Here is a 16,019-nt window from a genome sequence, read left to right on the forward strand (position 1 = left end):
GATCTTTCAGTCGATATAACCGTAAACTATATAACGATCTTGATTGTTGTTTTATTTCAGACATTTAATCCTCCCCGCAGACCACCGTCACCCTGCGCTTGCGGCAGAGGGAAAACGGCGGGCCGGAAACCCGTTCGACGGCCAGGTCAATTCCCGCCGCTTGCAGCCACGGACCGACAATCGGGTGGCGAAGCAGCGCCGCCCGAACATCGACGATCGTGCGTGGGGCGGCCGCCATGACGCCGACGGCAAGGCGGGCGCCTCGGCCGGTTCTCAGCTCGACCGAGAAGTCGATCACGCCATCGACCGCGAAGATCGCGTCGTCGATGATCGCCGCCGGCAGGCGCCCTCCCCCTCCGGCGACGATCGGCTCGCCGATCCGCCCGCCGAGGCGCAACCGGCGGAGTACCGAGCCGCAGCGGCACCGATCGTCGATGACGCAGCCGCGGTCGCCGGTGCGATAGCGGATGAGAGGCAGGCCGCGGCGGCGCAAGGTGGTGACGACGATCTCGCCCTCCTGGCCGGCCGGCAGCGCCCGCCCGCTGCTCCCGTCGACGACTTCGAGATACAGATCGGTTTCCCGGACATGCAGGCCGTCGTGCGCCTCGCAGGCGAGCGCGCCGCCATAGCCGGTCTCGGTCATGCCCCAGTGTTCGAACGCTTCGGCGCCCCAGACGACGGCGAGCGCCGCCTTGAAGCTTGGCGAGACGCTGTCGGCGCTGACCAGCGCCGTCTCGATCCTGAGCGGCGGTCCGCCATCGGCCTCCATGCGCCGGGCGGCGGCGCCAAGCGTCACCGGCATGCCGGCGATCGCCGCCGGCCGCAGTTCGCGCAAGGCGTCGACCATCCTATCCAGCGAGCCGGCGACGGGCAGCGCCACCGGAAAGGCGCCGAGACGGGTCAATCCGCGCATCAGGAGATCGCCGACACTGTCCGGCCGCTGGGCGGGAAAGGCCACCGCCACCGAGCTGCCCGGACGCACGATGGTCGCCATGCCGTGCTCGAAATAGGCGACGGTCGCCTCGATGTCGGCTTCGGTGAAGAACAGGCGCTTCTGCCGGCCCAAGGTGCCCGACGTCGGGATGGTCACCAGTCGCACCGCGTCGCGCATCGGCAAGGCGATGAGCGACGGATCGCCGCGCACGAGGTCGTCGGCCGTCGTCAGCGGCAGTCGCGCGAGGTCGCGGAGATCGACAAGTTCGCAGGGTTCCGGCCAGCCGGTTCGCAGCCGATAGAAAGGGCTTTGGGAGCGCGCATAGGCGATCGTCTCGTTCAGGCAGCGAAGCTGATAGGCGTCGATGTCGTCGCGGGTCGGCAGGCGTGCGACGCCGATCGTCCGCCCCACCCAGGCATCGAGCGTTCCGGACCCGTTCATGCCGACGGCTCGCGGTAAAGCGACCGTCCCCCGAGGTCGGTCAGGTTGTAGGCGCAGAACGGAATGACGCGACCGTCCGGCTTCGCCACGTGGATATGGCATTGGCGCAGGCGATCGAGGTCGAGCGTCCAGGCATCCTGGAAGGCCATGCCGGACAGCGACAGGCGCCGGCTCTGCCGCTCCAGAAAAGCGTCGAAGGCTTCGAGACCGGCGGCCGGGGTTTCCGCCTGCGGCATCGTCGTCCACTGTCCAGCAACATAGCGCTGGGCGCGCACCACCTCCGGCGAACGCCACGCCACGGCGCCGCAGCATTCCGTTCCGCTCGGCCCCTCTTCGCTGCCGGAACCGCAACAGCCGGCCGCCGGCTCCGGATCGGAGCGCAAACCACCGGAGCGATCGACGGCGAAGCGGCCACTGAACGAGCAGAAGGGATTTTCCGCCGAACCGGGGCGGAAGTCCTCGAGCCCGATGGCGCCGCCGCCATATTCGATCAGCGCCTGCATCACCTCCGGCAGGGTTATGCGGTCCTCGTCCCGCGGAGCGCCGGGATGCCGCCCGAAATAGGACACCGGCTGGAAATGCACCGCCCGCACCGTCGGCATCTCGTCCCTGGCGAAATCGACGATGGCGCCGATCTCGCCCGTATTGACGCCGGGAACCAGCGTCGGCACCAGCACGACGCCGACACCGGCGGCCCGCGCGCCGGCGATGGCGAGGCGCTTCTCCGCAAGAAGGTTCCGGCCGCGCAGCTTTCGATAGACGGCATCGCTGACGCCATCGAACTGCAGGAAGACGCAGTCGAGCCCGGCGTCGACGAGCGCGGCGAGATAGTCGGGCTCGCGGCCGATCCTGAGGCCGTTGGTGTTGATCTGGACGAAATCGAAGCCCTTGGCCCGCACCAGCGCGACGATCTCCGGCAAATCGTCGCGGACGGTCGGCTCGCCGCCCGACAACTGGATATGCACCTGGCCGCTGCCCGCCCTCAGCCTGTCGAGGGCGACAGCGATTTCGTCGATCGGCATGTCCGTGCCATGCCGGCCGGCCGAGGCGAAGCAAACCGGGCAGACGAGGTCGCAACGCGACGTCACCTCGACCAGCACGCAGCAGCCTTGCTGGCGATGGTCGGCGCAGAGCCCGCAATCCCTCGGGCAGCCCTCGGCGATATCGGTGGCGACGCTGAACGGCCGCGACGTGGCGCGACGGCTGCGGGACCACATCTCGTAGCTGCGAAGGCCGCGCCAGATCGGCGTCACGACGCGGCCGTGCGCCGGGCAGGTCTTGTCGAGATAAACCGTGTCGCCGACCGCGAAGCGCTCGGCCGGAATGGTCCCGAGGCATTCGGGGCAGACGCTGCGGGTGCGTCCGAGGGACAGGCGGACGGGGCCGGTCATCGTCAGTCCCCCACCGGTGCTACGGGACTGCCGGCGGCCGGCATGTGGCCGAGCGGTCCGATCACCGCCTCGACGGCGGCGAGCACGGCGGCGACGGCGGCCCGGCGGCGCAACGCCCCGGCCAGGGCGGCGGGATTGCCGGCAAATGCCGTCAAGGCCGGCGCGAAGCGCTCTTCAAGGCCGACGCGCCGTTCGCCCCTGATCAGCTTGTCGGCAAGAAACACCAGGTGGCGTTCGTCGATCGGCTGTCCCGGCTCGAACGCCATCTCCATGTGGGCGGCGACGATTTCGGCAGCATCGGCAAAGCCGAACCCGGCGACATGCCGGGCGCCCGCCGCCGCGTGGTCGGGCTCGCCCTTGGCGATGTCGTGAAGCAGCGCGCCGGCCCTGATGGCATCGACATCGATCGGCACCCCGTTGGCGACCAGCCGGCCGGCGATCTCGACGGCCAGCCGCGCCACGGCGGCGCAATGGCGGCGGGTCGGCTCCGGCGTGCCGGCGGCCTCCAGCATCGCCTCGCATTCCGCCAGGTCGGGGTGGCGGCGGTGCGGCAGCGATGCGGCAAGGCGGCGGTAGTCCTCGGAATAGTCCATGTCGCGCAACACGCCGCTGTCGATGACCGGGACGGATCGAGCGTCCTGCCGGTGCTGTCCGATAATGTCGCGCAGCGTCGCCTCGGGCGGCGCGGCGAGGATTTCGGCAAACAGGCGCCGGTGAATGAATGGCGGATGTCCGCACCGACCGCGAAAGGTCGGGCGGAGAACGGCCGCTTCCCCGTCCCCGGCGCTTGCGGCGATCCGGGCCAGGGTGGCGGCCCTGACGAGCGGCACGTCAACCGGCAGGATCATCGCTCCGCCGACCCTGTCGGGCAACGCGGCGATGCCGGCCTTGACGCTCGACATCATGCCGTCGGCGAAGGCGGCATTGACCACCGCCACCGCGCCGCGGGCCTCGACGGCCGGCACCATGCGCGCCGCCTCGTTGCCGACGACGACGTAGGTCTCCCCGATGGCGGCCTCGGCGATGGTCGACATCACGTGCCCGAGCACGGTGTCGTCGCCAAACGGCAGCAGCGGCTTGAACGCGCCCATGCGCGACGACCAGCCGGCCGCCAGCACCACGACGGCCATGTTCGGCGGCAGGGACTCGATCGGGTCGTTCACGGCTTCTCCTCCGGCGGCACCGCCGCAATATCGACGCCGTGATCGGCGAGCGTTTCCCTGATCTTGTCCCAGGCGGCGATGATCAGCGCCGGACAGCGTTGCCGTTTCAGCGTCTCGTCGAACTTCATGATCTCCGCGCAGTCGATGCCGCCATATTGGCCGGTGGCGGCGGCGTTGAACCAGCCGGCGAAATCGTCGAGCATGGCCCCCAGTTCGGGATGCTCGCGCTCGCCGTCGCCGCCCCGTCCGGCGTAATAGCCGATGACGCAACAGCCGGCCGACAGCGCGCCGCAATTGAAGCCCTGCCCCATGCCCAGGGCCAGGCCCGACATGGCCCGGACCAGGCCGGGATCGTCGCGCCCCTGCGCCTCGAGGGCAAGCCGCATCAGGATGTGGCTGCACTTGAAGTCGTCGAGCAGCAATTCGGCGACGCGGAAGGACTCCTCGCTCATGGGTTCGCCCTCCCTGTCGGTGGCGCCGGTTCGGCGGATCGCGACGCAACGAACAGCCGATAGCGCGGCCGGCCGGCCACTTGTGCGGCGCGGTCGCCCCACAACGCGTCGAGCGAACCGTAACGGAAGATGAAGCGCGCGACAAAGCCGGCGAACACGTCCGACCTGTCTTCGTCGTGGAGAATGACGAAACCGGCGGCCACGATGTCCTCGCGGAGATCGTCCCGCCCGTCGCGGCCCGGCCAGTCGACGTCGGCGAGCAGCAAGCGTCCATCCGGCCTCAGCACCCGGGCCCACTCGGCGAGCGCCGCGCGGCGATCCGGCATCAGCGACAGGCTGCATTCGGAGAGCACGGCGTCGAAGCCGGCATCGGCGAACGGCAGGCGGACGCCGTCGCCATGGAACAGCGCCGAGACGGCGCGCGAAGCGGCGATCGCCAACGCTCTCTCGTCGAGATCGATGCCGATGCCGACAAAGCCGTGCCTTTCAAGCCAGACGAGGCTGTCGCCGGCGCCGCAGCCGACATCGAGCACCGAGGCGCCGAGGGGCAGGCCCGACCGCGCGAACAGCTCCCTGACGATCGCCCCGTCGCCGGGCCGCAGCCACTTACCGTCGGCGCCCTCGACGCAACCGCAGCCGAACAGACCCGGGAGGACGGAGGATTTCGCCATCACTTGTCCTCCAGCGCCTGCTCGACCTTGAGCATGCGGCCGTAGGCGAGATCCTCGGAGACATAGACGAAGCCGCAAGACGGACAGCAAGGCAGCTCGACCGGGAAGGTCTGGCCGAGGTAGCTCGCCTCGACCTTGCGCATTTCCAGCGGCTTGTCGCAGCGGGCACAGATCAAATCGGGGACCGGGATGCCACCGGAAACGCCGGTCATGGCTTCACCTCGACCTGCATGCGGTGGCCGTAGGCGCGATGAACGACAAAGCCGGCGTCGGTCGGCTGGTATTCGACCCAGGTGGTAACCGTGCCGATGCGGCCGGAGGCGGTGAGATGGCCGCTCGCCCGGTCCTTCAGCGCGCGTCCGGTGCGCTCAGCCTCGGCGATCACCTCGGCGATATCGTCGATGAGCAGCAGCTTGCGCTCGATGTCGGCCCGGACGGCGTCGGTCATGACGAGTGGGATGGGAACGGGATCGCTCATGCTTTCTCCCCAGAGGTCGCGCAGCAGGCGCCGGCGCAGCCGTTGGCGATTGTCGCGGCGCCCGGAAAAGCCGGGATCGGGGCGTGCCGCCGGATCGTCGGCGTCGGGGAAGACCAGGTCAATGAGATGAAGGGCGCGCTTGCCGCGCCGGGCGAAATTGTCGCGGCACATGGCGCAATAGGCGAGATAATCGTCGTCGCTCTCCTCGATCCGCCGGTCGACGAAGGCGTTGCCGACCTCGGGATTGGCGAAGGAGGCAAGGCCGCCATAGCCGCAGCAGGTGGTCTTCTCGGCGCCGGTCAGTTCGCGGACCTCGGCGCCCAGCGACGCGGCGATCGACCGCACCGCCGCCTGAACTGCATGGGCATGCCGGCCGGTGCAGGGATCGTGGATGGCGAGCGGTCCGGCGACGGGTCTCGGCGCCACGACGTCCGGCAGGCCGACGGCGACAAGCTCCGTCCACAGCGAGGCGACGGGAATGTCCGGCAGGAATTCGCCGATCTGCTTCAGGCAGGTCGAGCAGGCGGTGACGACGCGCGGCCGCCCCTGCTCCTCCCAGACGGTGCGAAGGTGATCGAGCACCTCCCGGTGCAGCGCCAGGCGCCCCGACCAGTGCGCCGGCGCGCCGCAGCAGTCGAGCATGAAGCCGACCCCGCCGGGAAGACGCTCCGAGAGATGGCGGTAGACCGCCTCGACCTGGCGCGGCGCCGAGGCCGGCAACTGGCAGCCGGGAAAGAACAGCACGGCGCTCCGGTCGTGGCCCGGCTGGTGGCGGATGAAGGCCACCTCGTCCGAGCGGCTGAAGGCCATGTCGCGCAGCGCGAAATCGTGATGCGAGGCGGGCATATGGCCGCGCTCGACCATGCTCCGGCGGGCGTCGAGGCAGACCTCGCCCATGGCGAGATCGTTGGGGCAGAGCGTCTCGCACAGCCCGCACAGGGCGCAACTGTCGATCATCCGGTTGGACTTGCGATTGCCCATGATGATCGAGTCGTTGTTGTAGATCTCGCGCACCGCCCGCTTGGGATAGGTCTTGTAGTGGGCGAGATAGGGGCAGGCCTTGACGCATTCGAGGCAGTGGCAGGGGAAACAGCGCGCCGCCTCGGCGATTGCTTCGGCATGTCCATAGCCGGCGGCCGGATCGGCCGCCTCGACCGGCGGCATGGCGGCGTGGCTGCCGACCTCGACGTAGAGACAGCTCCCCGCCGCCTCGCCGCCCCGGCTGGCGGTGAGCGACGCCCCTTGCAGGAAGCGGTCGATCGAGCCGGCCGCCCGGCGGCCGTCCGCCGCCGAGCCGATCGCCGACCAGCCCTCCTCCGAGCCGTCGTGCAGGCCGCTGGCGAACACCTTGGGGTGCGAGGTGGCGCGCGTTTCGCGGTCGACCTCGATGCGGCCGCTGGCGTTGAGCCGGAGCGTGGCGGCGAAGGCACTCGCCGGTCCCGGTCCGGATGCCATCAGCACGGCGTCGTGGTCGGCGATCAGGGCGTCGAGCGACAGGGAAGCGTCGCCGCCGATCCGTTGCCGGCAACGGATGTCGACGCCGAGCTTTATGAGCGCGCCGACGTCCGCCTCGATCGCCGAGGGCGGCAATACCGCCGGCCGGTAGTCGCGGTGGAGGCGGTCGAGCGGCTGGGCGTCCGCCTCGAAGACGGTGACGGCGTGTCCCTTCATGACGAGGTCGAAGGCGGCGGTCAGCCCGGCGAGGCCGGCGCCGACGACGGCGACGGCCTTCGGCTTGCGCGCCCGCTGGGCGGAGCGGCGGACGGTCGGATAGGCTTCCTCGACCAGCGCCCGTTCGAGCGCGCCGATGCGGACGGCGCCGCCGGCCTCCGCCCGCCGGCAGACGGTCTCGCAAGGATGCTCGCAGATATGGGCGACGATCGCCGGGAAAGGCACGACGCGGGCATAGAGGGCGATGGCGCCGGTAAAATCGCCGGCGGCCATCTTCTCGGCCATGGCGCGCGCGTCGACATGCAGCGGACAGGCGGCGCTGCAGGCCGGCGGCTGCTCCTCGATGCACAATGCTTCCCAGGCCTTGACCTGATCGCCATCCATGATGGTCTCGATGCGCCGTTCTCGTCTCGAATTGGCTACGGGCGGCCCGGGAGAAGGACGGGCCGCCCGCATTTTCGGGGAGTGGGCGGGAGGGCTCCCCGGTTGTCGGACCTCAGTTGTGCTGAAGCTCGGATTCGGCGACCGGCTTGCCGGCCTTGGCCTCGATCCCCATCAGGATCACCTCCGGCAGGGCGGGAACGCGGAACACCCGCACGCCGCAGGCGTCGTTGATGGCGTTGAGGATGGCCGGATGCGGCGCGGTGAGCGGCGCCTCGCCGACGCCGGCCGCCCCGAACGGCCCGAGTTCGCGCGGCGTTTCGAGATAGAGGATCTCGATGTCGTCGGGCACGTCCTTCGGATAGGGGATGCCGCAGTCCTTGAGGTTGGTGTGCAGCTCCAGATCCTCGAAGTCCTCGGTCAGGGCGAGACCGATGCCCTGGGCGAGGCCGCCGTAGATCTGGCCGTCCACCGTCGCCTTGTTGATGATGGTGCCGACGTCGACCGACGTGGTGAACTTGACCACCTTGGTCTCGCCGGTCTCGAGATCGACCTCCACCTCCGGCAGGAACACCTCGTACATGTAGATCGGGAACGGGCTGCCCTGGGCGGTGTCGGGCGAGCAGTCGGTGCAGGCGGCCGCCACCCATTTGCCGTCGTAGGCGAGCGGGATGTTCTCGGCGACCATCTCCTGGTAGGTGCGGTAGCCGCCGTCCGGCTTCTTCATGGCGGCGAGCATCATCTCGGCGGAAACGCGGATGGCGTTGCCGGAGAAGACGTTGGAGCGGCTGCCGCCGGCCGGGCCGCCGTTCGGGCCGAAGGTATCGGCCATGACCAGCCCGACGTCCTCCGGCTTGGCGCCGGCCGCACGCAACACCTCATGGGCGATGGTCCGCGCGCCGAGGTCGGCGCCCTGGCCGTGGTCCTCCCAACCCGAATGGACGATGAAGCCGGTCGGCGTCATCTCGACGCGGGCCTCCGAGCTGTCGGGGCCGTCGAGACCGCAGCCGTAGATTCCGAGCGATACGCCGACGCCGCGCTTCCTGTCGGCATGGGCGGCGTTGAACTCGGCGCAACGCTGCCTGGCCTCGTGATACTTCGGCCGGAGCATGTCGAACAGTTGCGGCAGCACCAGCACTTCCGGCTTCTGGCCGGTCGGGGTGGTCGAGGTCTCGTTGTAGAGGTTCTTGTAGCGGAACTCGAAGGGATCCTCGCCCATCTTCTCGGCCAGCATGTCGATGGCGATTTCCGAGGCGAGGAAGGACTGCGGCGAGCCGTAGGCGCGGAAGGCCGAGCCCCAGGCATGGTTGGTCGCCACCGTCCGGCCCCTGCCGCGGATGTTGTCGAGGTGGTAGCCGGCGCCGGTGAACTGGGCCTGGCGCAAGGTCACCAGGTCGCCGAACTCCGAATAGGGGCCGTGATCCAGCCACCAGTCGGTTTCCATGGCGGTGAGCTTGCCGTTCCTGTCGCAGGCCAGGCGGATGTTGATGTTGGCCGGGCTGCGTTTTCCCGTGTAGGTGATGTTCTGGTACTGGTCGTAGACCAGCGATACCGGCTTTTTGGTCACCAGCGCGGCGACGCCGAGCAGCGCCTCCATGGTCGGCGAGAACTTGTAGCCGAAGGTGCCGCCGGTCGGGTTCTGGATCAGCCGGAGCTTTTCGGGCGGGATGCCGAGGCCCGGACAGATCATGGCGTGGTGCAGATGCACGCCGATCGACTTCGACAGGATGGTCAGCACGCCGTCGTCGTCGACGAAGGCTTCGCCGCAGTCCGGCTCCAGATGCAGATGCGGCTGGCGCGAGCAGTAGGTGGTGATGTCGACGAGCGCGGCGGCGCTGGCCATCAGCGGCCCGGTGTCGGCGCCCTTGACGACGCCCTGCTCGTAATAGGCGTTGGGTACGCCGGGGTGGATTTCCAGGGCATCGGGCGCCAGGGCCGCGAAGCCGGACATGTAGGCCGGCAATACCTCGAGGTCGACCTTGACCTTCCTGGCGGCGGCGCGGGCATGCGCCTCGGTATCGGCGGCGACGATGGCGATGGCGTCGCCGAACTGGAAGATCTTCTCCTTGCACAGGATCGGACGATCCCAGCCGTCGCCCTTGTTGGTCGGGAAGGTGATGAGGCCGGTGATGGCGTTCTTGCCGCCGACGTCCTTCCAGGTGATGACCCGCTCGACGCCCGGCATCTTCTCGGCTTCCGCCGTGTCGATGTCCTTGATGAGGGCGTGGCTCACCTCGGCCTGCACCAGCGCGAGGCGCAGCGTGCCAGACGGCATCTTGAGCGCGACGTCGGCGCCGAAGTCCCAGGTGCCCGTGACCTTGGCGACGGCGGACGGACGGATATATTCGGTGCCGAGGATGGAGCCGTCCTCCTTGGGCTTCGGCATGATGTCGTAGATGGTCTTCTCGCCGCGCATGATGGCGGCGGCATCCATCACCGAGTCGATCAGCGGCTTGTAGCCGGTGCAGCGGCAGAGGTTGCGGTTGCGGTGGAACCAGGCGCGCACCTCCTCGCGGGTCGGGTTGAGGTTCCTGTCCAGCAGCGCCTTGGCCGACATGATGAAGCCGGGCGAGCAGACGCCGCACTGGGCGCTGCCGTGGGCCATCCAGGCGACCTGCAGCGGATGGAGATTCTCGGGCGTGCCGATGCCTTCGATGGTGACGATCCTGGCACTGGCGGCGAGCTTCTCCATCGGCGTCACGCAGGCGCGGACGGGCTTGCCGTCGATCAGCACGGTGCACGAGCCGCACTGGCCATTGTCGCAGCAGACCTTGCAGCCGGTGAGCATCATCTGTTCGCGCAGCACGTCGGCGAGCGAACGCTTCGGATCGGCAATGACCCAGCGCTCCACGCCATTCACGTTGAGGGAAATGCGTTTCATGTCTTCCTCCTAGGCCGTCTTGTCGGTTCCGGCGCCGGTGTTCAGCCGACGGCGGCGAGAGGCGCCGCCTCCTCCACGGACCCACACCAGTCCATGGTCCGCGTCAGCGGGCAGGCCTTGCCGGCGCCCCGGATGTGGGTGATCATTTCGGCGGTCACCGAAACCGCGATCTCCTCGGGCCCCTCGGCGCCGATCTCGAGGCCGACCGGGGCGTGGACGCGGCCGAACGCTTCCGGGGCGAAGCCGGCGGCAACGAGATTGTTGTAGACGGTGAGCACCTTGCGCTTCGAACCGATCATGCCGATGTAGCCGGCCGGCGTGCCGAGCGACCAGGCAAGCGCCTCCTGATCGAGGGCGTGGCCGCGCATGGCAATGAACACCAGCGACGAGGCGTTGGGCGACAGATGGGCCGTGGTCTCGGCGAGCGGTCCGGCATGGGTGCCGGCGGCGGCGGGGAAGCGCTCGGGATTGGCGAACTCGGCGCGGTCGTCGACGACCACCGTCTCGAAGCCCAGCGTCCGGCAGATCACTTCGGTCATCAGGCCGACGTGACCGCCGCCGAAAATGTAGACGGTCCGGTTGGGCATGATCGCCTCGATGTAGAATTGCAGATTGCCGCCGCAGATCATGCCGAGATCGAGCGTCGGGTTCTTGTGGAGGTCGATGGCCAGCATCTGCGACAGGCCGGTTGCGATGACCTCGCGGGCGACCATGATCGCCCTGCCCTCGGCCGCGCCGCCGCCGACCGTGCCGGCGATCGTCCCGTCCTCCCGCACCAGCATCTTGGCCGCCGTCGCCGACGGCGTCGATCCCGACTGGGTGACGATGGACACCAGCGCCGCACGGCGGCCGGCATCGCGCTCCCGAATGAGTTCCTTGTAGATGTCCATGTCGTCCTCCGGCGGTCTGCAGGACGCGGCACTCCCGGACGGCCCCTCCTCCCAAGGGGCGGCGCCGGGCGTCGTCCATGCTGGCCAGAGTCAGCCATCTCCAGGGCGAAATCTGTCCGATGCAGGACTCGCGGCATGAAAATCGCTGTCGCCTGCACGACGGTCTGGCCGGTTCGAACGGGGATCAAGGGAGCGCGATGGCGGAAAACCGCCAGTTGCCGGCGTTCCGGCCCGAGCAGGTCACCGGATGAGTAGGAGCACGCATGGAGAAGTCGCCGCCGCAACCGGTCGACGACCTCCCGGCTCCGCGTTTCCATCGGTCCTGCGGCGGCGGCGCGATCAGGCCGCCACCGGCCGGGCGGCGTGCGCGGCGGCGATGTCGTCGGCGAGACGGTCGAGCTCGGCGAAGCCGGCTTCGCGCGGCAGGCCCTTGACCATCACCGGATCGAAGAAGGTGGCGTTCAGCTTCGGCAGCATCGACCGGATGACCTCCGGCAGGTTGCCTTCCCAGCCGAAGGAACCAATCACCGCCGCGTACCTGGCCTTGAGGCCGAGCACGTTGGCGAGCAGGGCCGCGTAGGCGACGCCCGGATGCGGCCCCGACAGCACCGTCGGCGATGCGAACACCACGGTCGACGCCTCGACCAGGCTCATGGCAAATTCGCCGGTGTCGAGATCGACGACGTTGATCGGCTTGACGGCGATGCCGCGTTCCACCAGCCGGTCGGCGAGGTAGGCGACCATCAGCGCCGTGCTTTCATACATCGACACATAGGGGATGACGACGAAGGGCCTGGGCTCGTCGGAGGCCCAGGATCGATAGAGGTCGAGGATGAAAGGCGGACGGGCGTAGACCGGCCCGTGGCTGGGCGCGATGAAGTCGAGCCTGAGCCCGCCGACCTTTTCGACGGCCTCCTTCGAAAAGGAGCGGTAGGGCATCATGATCTCGGCATAGTAGCGCTTGGCCGCCGTCTCGACCCGCGCCTCGTCGTCGGCATAGAGGTCGGTGGTGGCGAGGTGCGCGCCGAGGAAGTCGCAGGTGAAGGCGATGCGCGATTCCGGAACGTAGGTCACCATGGTGTCGGGCCAGTGGACCCAGGGCGTCATCAGGAACTGCAGCGTCCTGTCGCCGAGCGACAGGCTATGGCCGTCGCCGACGGTTATGAAGGCTTCGCGCTCGACCGGCAGCGTATCCATGATGAAGCGCTTGCACTTGGCGTTGGTCACCACCTTGGCCTCGGGGAAAAGCTCCAGGACGGCCGGGATGGAGCCCGAGTGATCCTGCTCGGCGTGGTTGGCGACGATATAGTCGATCCGCCCGATGCCGGATTTCCGGATGGCGGCGATGAACTCGGCCGTCTTCGGCGGATAGATGGTGTCGATCAGCGCCGTCTTTTCGCTGCCTTCGACGAGATAGGCGTTGTAGGTCGTGCCTTCCGGCAAGGGGACCAGCTCATCGAAGAGCTCGCGGTCCCAATCGATCGCCCGGTACGAGTGGATGCCATCAGTTATCTTCTGCGGGATCATCTCAGCGACCTTTCATTCGGCGGCGGGATAGGACGGGCTCAGCAACAGCCCGAAGTCGGCGCCACCTCGGTCCGGGCGCCCGCCCCGGATGGGGCGCAGTCGAACCGGCCGAAATGGCTGGTCCGGTCACCATCGACGCGGAAATGCCGCCCGAAGCGGCTTTCGCCGACCATGGCGGCCGTGTTGCCGCAGACCAACATTGGCTTGCCGGCGATGAAGCGATGATGATCGTCGAGGACGAAGGCGGCGGGCGCGTCCGGCATGGTGCCGAGATAGGTCGCCACCTGACCGTAGTCCTCGCAGCAGTCCTCGAGACCGTCGAGCTTGAAGGCCCGGACCGTCATCGACCAGAAGGTGGTCGGACCGACCAGGAGTTCGGCGTAGGGGTGGCCGATGGCGATCGCCCGTTTGGCGAGCAGCCGGAAATCCAGCCAGCCGGTCGCCGCCATCAGGCGGCGGAAGTCTTCCACGTAGAGCGCGCCGCCCAGACACTCGGCCACCAGCAGCGGGTCGGCCGCGACCTCGGCCGGCAGGCGGCGGCTGGCGAAGACGTCGGAGAACAGCAACTCGCCGCCCGGCTTCAGCACCCGCCGGATTTCGGCAAATACCCTTGCCTTGTCGATGGATAGGTTGAGGGCGCAGTTGGAGATCACCACGTCCACCGATCCGTCGGCGATGCCGATGGCCGAAAGATCCTCGAACCGGCCTTCGAGGAAGCCGACGTTGGACGCCCGATGGCCGAAGATGCGGGCCTGTTCGGCCTGATGGGCGCGGCCGACCGCCAGTTGCCCGGGGGTCATATCGACGCCGATCGACCGGCCGCTTTCTCCGACCAGAGCCGACAGCATGAAAACGTCGCGGCCGCTGCCGCACCCGAGGTCGAGCACCGTCAGGCCGTCGACGTCGTCCGGCATCGGCGAGCCGCAGCCGTAGAACCGGTTCACCACCTCGGGGTGGATCGTCTCCAGAATCGACCGCAACCTCGGCGACATCCGGTCGGTGGAACAGCAGGCGCCGGTTTTGAGATCGCCCTTCCCGGTCAATCGGGTTCCGTAATAGTCGCGAACGGCCGCCGCCATCTCCTCCATCACGACCTCCACTGCCGCCCCGGCCGCCAAATGCCGGAGAGCTCCAGCCGAGATCATCGCGCCGGAACGGAAGCGGGTCTGTCACGAAGAGGACAAGGCACGAAAATGACCTGTCGGCGACGCGACTCGGCCCTTTCGGTGCGATGCCTGAAAACAAAAAGGCTTAGCCGATATCAGCCCCGACCCCCGGGCAAATGCCTCATGCCACCCTGAGCGTCGGGATCGCCGATACGTCGACCTCGTGCTCGGCCGTCCAGGCATCGTGGGCGGCCTGCATGCGCAGCCAGACGCCGGCACCATCCCCGAACAGCTTGCCGAGGCGGGCCGCCACCTGGGGCGACACCGGCTTGCGCTCACGAATAATGTCGTAGAGCTGCTGACGGGAAATGCCGAGCAGGGAGGCAATCTCCACCTTGGTCTTGCCGGTCGCGGGGATGATCTCGTCCAGCAGCGCGCCCGGATGGCTCGGGCACCGGTCGGCGCCTCGCTTGGCGATGTACTCGGTCATGTCGAACCTCTCAGTGGTACTGCTCGAAATCGACGCGGGCGGCATCCTCTCCGTCGAACTCGAAGGTGATGCACCACGGCCCGTTGACGTGGACCGTGTAGCGGGTTGGATTGAAGCCGTTCAGGGCATGAAAGCCGAACCCAGGCAGGTTCATGTCTTCCGGTCGTTGCGCGGCGTCAAGAGAGCGAGAATCGTTTGCCCCACAAGACAAAGGCCAGACTGGTGTCTGGCCTGTCCAACGCCGTGAAATGTCCAGCGTTCAAATGGTGGGCGCGACAGGGATCGAACCTGTGACCCCTTCGGTGTGAACGAAGTGCTCTCCCGCTGAGCTACGCGCCCGAACCGTCATGCGGTGGTGGCGCGATATAAGGGCCCTCGGCGGGGCAAGTCAAGGCGTCATGGAAACGAAAATTCGATCGTCCCGAGGCGGGTGGCGGGAGAGGTCGGGCACCGCCGGCAAGGCGATGCGGCCGCAAAAATTTCGCGGCGCCCGGCGGGATCTCCGGGCGCCGCGCGCAGGGCGCTGCGTAGGGGAAGCGCTCTCGACCGGGTCAGGCAGCGGTGTCGAGCAAAGTACGCAGCGAAGGATGTATGTCCGGACTTTCCTCGGACAGGAACTTGAGAAGCGCCCTTTCGTTGGCGTGGATCACGCCGTCGCGGCCGATACGGTCGGCCAGCCATTTCACTTCCTCCGAGGTGACCGCCTCCGCCTCGCGGATGCGGCTCTCGTCGGCCTCGATCGGCTTCGAGGATGCGTCGTCTGGCTGACGCCAGGCTGACCAGACGCCGCGAAGGCCGTTGGAGAGCATGCTCGACAGCATGTCGCCGAACAGGGCGGTGACGCCGCCGGACGGCGCGTCGAGCCAGGCGTCGCGGCCGAGCGTCTCCTCGCGCGACAGCAGCGTGTAGCCGCGCGCGGCCATCAGGAAGGAGGCGATCGCCTTGACGAACAGGTCGGACCAGGCGGGATCGTTTTCCGCCTCGCGGCTGCGGTCGTTAAGGTCGAACAGCACCTCCGCTTCCTCGCGGCTGATGCCGACCGACCGCTCGTTGCCGAAGGCGTAGAGGATGGAGCGCAGGCGTTCGACGTCGGCGGCGGAGATGACGCCCCCCTCGCCGTCATCAGTGCCGGCCAGCACCGACCGCGACACCTCGGCGAGCGCGAAGGCGGAGAGCTCGGCCGGCACGGAATCGGCGCGGCGCATGATGTTGACCAGGAGGTCGACCTCGAGGTCGGTGGTGATGCCGTCGGCCGACAGCACGCCGATCAGCCAGCGGGCCATCTCCTCGCTGACGTGGCCGCTCGGGGCCGTCTGCAGGGCGACGTAGTCGGTCAGGGCCTCGATATAGAGCTGGCGGCCGGCCGCCGTCGGGAAGCCTTCCTCGGCGGCGAGGCGGCAAAGGCGGCGGACCTCGCCGCTGTCGATCCCGCCATCGGCGTAGACGGCGGCGCGCAGCCGGGCGACCGCGTCGAGCGGCGCGGCGTCGGGCGCTGTCGTCTTTTCGCTGTCGCTCATTGTCCCCGGCTCCCGGTGGCTTCGCT

Annotated in this window: 14 protein-coding genes, 1 tRNA gene and 1 pseudogene; 1 reads left to right on the top strand and 15 read right to left on the bottom strand. The window is 68.4% G+C overall.

Going from position 1 to position 16,019, the window contains the following annotated elements; genetic code table 11:
* Nucleotides 1-64: 64 nt before the first annotated feature.
* The 9 genes from CJ014_RS11925 to CJ014_RS11965 form a co-directional block, all read right to left on the bottom strand.
* Entirely contained in the window at nt 65-1,375 is a 1,311-nt protein-coding gene (locus CJ014_RS11925; RefSeq protein ID WP_100080707.1) for a DVU_1553 family AMP-dependent CoA ligase, read from the bottom strand.
* Nucleotides 1,372-2,766: a radical SAM (seleno)protein TrsS gene (gene trsS / locus CJ014_RS11930; protein ID WP_100080708.1), complete on the bottom strand. Its 1,395-nt coding sequence runs from the start codon at nt 2,764-2,766 to the stop codon at nt 1,372-1,374. Before trsS ends, CJ014_RS11925 begins: the two co-directional genes overlap by 4 nt.
* Nucleotides 2,767-2,768: 2 nt before the next feature.
* A complete protein-coding gene (locus CJ014_RS11935) occupies nt 2,769-3,929 on the bottom strand; it encodes a DVU_1551 family NTP transferase (protein WP_100080709.1) in 1,161 nt (386 codons plus the stop codon).
* Nucleotides 3,926-4,381, bottom strand: coding sequence for a DVU_1555 family C-GCAxxG-C-C protein (locus tag CJ014_RS27840; protein WP_100080710.1), 456 nt, complete (start codon nt 4,379-4,381; stop codon nt 3,926-3,928). The genes CJ014_RS11935 and CJ014_RS27840 overlap by 4 nt, the downstream gene beginning before the upstream one ends.
* Nucleotides 4,378-5,052 (bottom strand): DVU_1556 family methyltransferase, encoded by a 675-nt coding sequence (gene trsM / locus CJ014_RS11945; RefSeq protein WP_100080711.1) that lies wholly within the window; start codon nt 5,050-5,052, stop codon nt 4,378-4,380. Before trsM ends, CJ014_RS27840 begins: the two co-directional genes overlap by 4 nt.
* Complete coding sequence (locus CJ014_RS11950) at nt 5,052-5,264, bottom strand: DVU_1557 family redox protein (RefSeq protein ID WP_100080712.1); 213 nt, start codon at nt 5,262-5,264, stop codon at nt 5,052-5,054. The genes trsM and CJ014_RS11950 overlap by 1 nt, the downstream gene beginning before the upstream one ends.
* Nucleotides 5,261-7,585, bottom strand: a complete 2,325-nt coding sequence (locus CJ014_RS11955; protein WP_165790825.1) for a pyridine nucleotide-disulfide oxidoreductase/dicluster-binding protein — start codon at nt 7,583-7,585, stop codon at nt 5,261-5,263. The genes CJ014_RS11950 and CJ014_RS11955 overlap by 4 nt, the downstream gene beginning before the upstream one ends.
* Nucleotides 7,586-7,697: 112 nt before the next feature.
* Nucleotides 7,698-10,463, bottom strand: coding sequence for a molybdopterin-dependent aldehyde oxidoreductase (locus CJ014_RS11960; protein WP_100080714.1), 2,766 nt, complete (start codon nt 10,461-10,463; stop codon nt 7,698-7,700).
* A gap of 41 nt (nt 10,464-10,504) precedes the next feature.
* Nucleotides 10,505-11,353, bottom strand: a complete 849-nt coding sequence (locus CJ014_RS11965) for an XdhC family protein (protein WP_100080715.1) — start codon at nt 11,351-11,353, stop codon at nt 10,505-10,507.
* 77 nt (nt 11,354-11,430) lie between these two features.
* On the opposite strand from CJ014_RS11965, the gene CJ014_RS27845 reads away from it, so the two are divergent.
* A complete protein-coding gene (locus CJ014_RS27845) occupies nt 11,431-11,604 on the top strand; it encodes a hypothetical protein (RefSeq protein ID WP_165790826.1) in 174 nt (57 codons plus the stop codon).
* 88 nt (nt 11,605-11,692) lie between these two features.
* Here CJ014_RS27845 and CJ014_RS11970 read toward each other — a convergent pair whose 3' ends face one another.
* The 6 genes and pseudogenes from CJ014_RS11970 to CJ014_RS11995 all read right to left on the bottom strand — a co-directional run bounded on the left by CJ014_RS11970 (nt 11,693) and on the right by CJ014_RS11995 (nt 15,993).
* Complete coding sequence (locus CJ014_RS11970) at nt 11,693-12,880, bottom strand: FprA family A-type flavoprotein (protein WP_100080716.1); 1,188 nt, start codon at nt 12,878-12,880, stop codon at nt 11,693-11,695.
* Between the two features lie 38 nt (nt 12,881-12,918).
* Entirely contained in the window at nt 12,919-13,968 is a 1,050-nt protein-coding gene (locus CJ014_RS11975; RefSeq protein WP_100080717.1) for a methyltransferase domain-containing protein, read from the bottom strand.
* A gap of 199 nt (nt 13,969-14,167) precedes the next feature.
* The gene (locus tag CJ014_RS11980; protein ID WP_100080718.1) at nt 14,168-14,476 is read right to left on the bottom strand and encodes a HigA family addiction module antitoxin; all 309 of its coding nucleotides are present in this window, start codon (nt 14,474-14,476) and stop codon (nt 14,168-14,170) included.
* 10 nt (nt 14,477-14,486) lie between these two features.
* Nucleotides 14,487-14,657: pseudogene (locus CJ014_RS11985) on the bottom strand (type II toxin-antitoxin system RelE/ParE family toxin); the annotation flags it as partial.
* 83 nt (nt 14,658-14,740) lie between these two features.
* Nucleotides 14,741-14,815, bottom strand: a tRNA-Val gene (locus CJ014_RS11990).
* A 212-nt stretch (nt 14,816-15,027) separates the two neighbouring features.
* The gene (locus CJ014_RS11995; RefSeq protein WP_100080720.1) at nt 15,028-15,993 is read right to left on the bottom strand and encodes a hypothetical protein; all 966 of its coding nucleotides are present in this window, start codon (nt 15,991-15,993) and stop codon (nt 15,028-15,030) included.
* Nucleotides 15,994-16,019 lie beyond the last annotated feature (26 nt).

This window comes from Pleomorphomonas carboxyditropha, assembly GCF_002770725.1.
Taxonomy (GTDB): domain Bacteria; phylum Pseudomonadota; class Alphaproteobacteria; order Rhizobiales; family Pleomorphomonadaceae; genus Pleomorphomonas; species Pleomorphomonas carboxyditropha.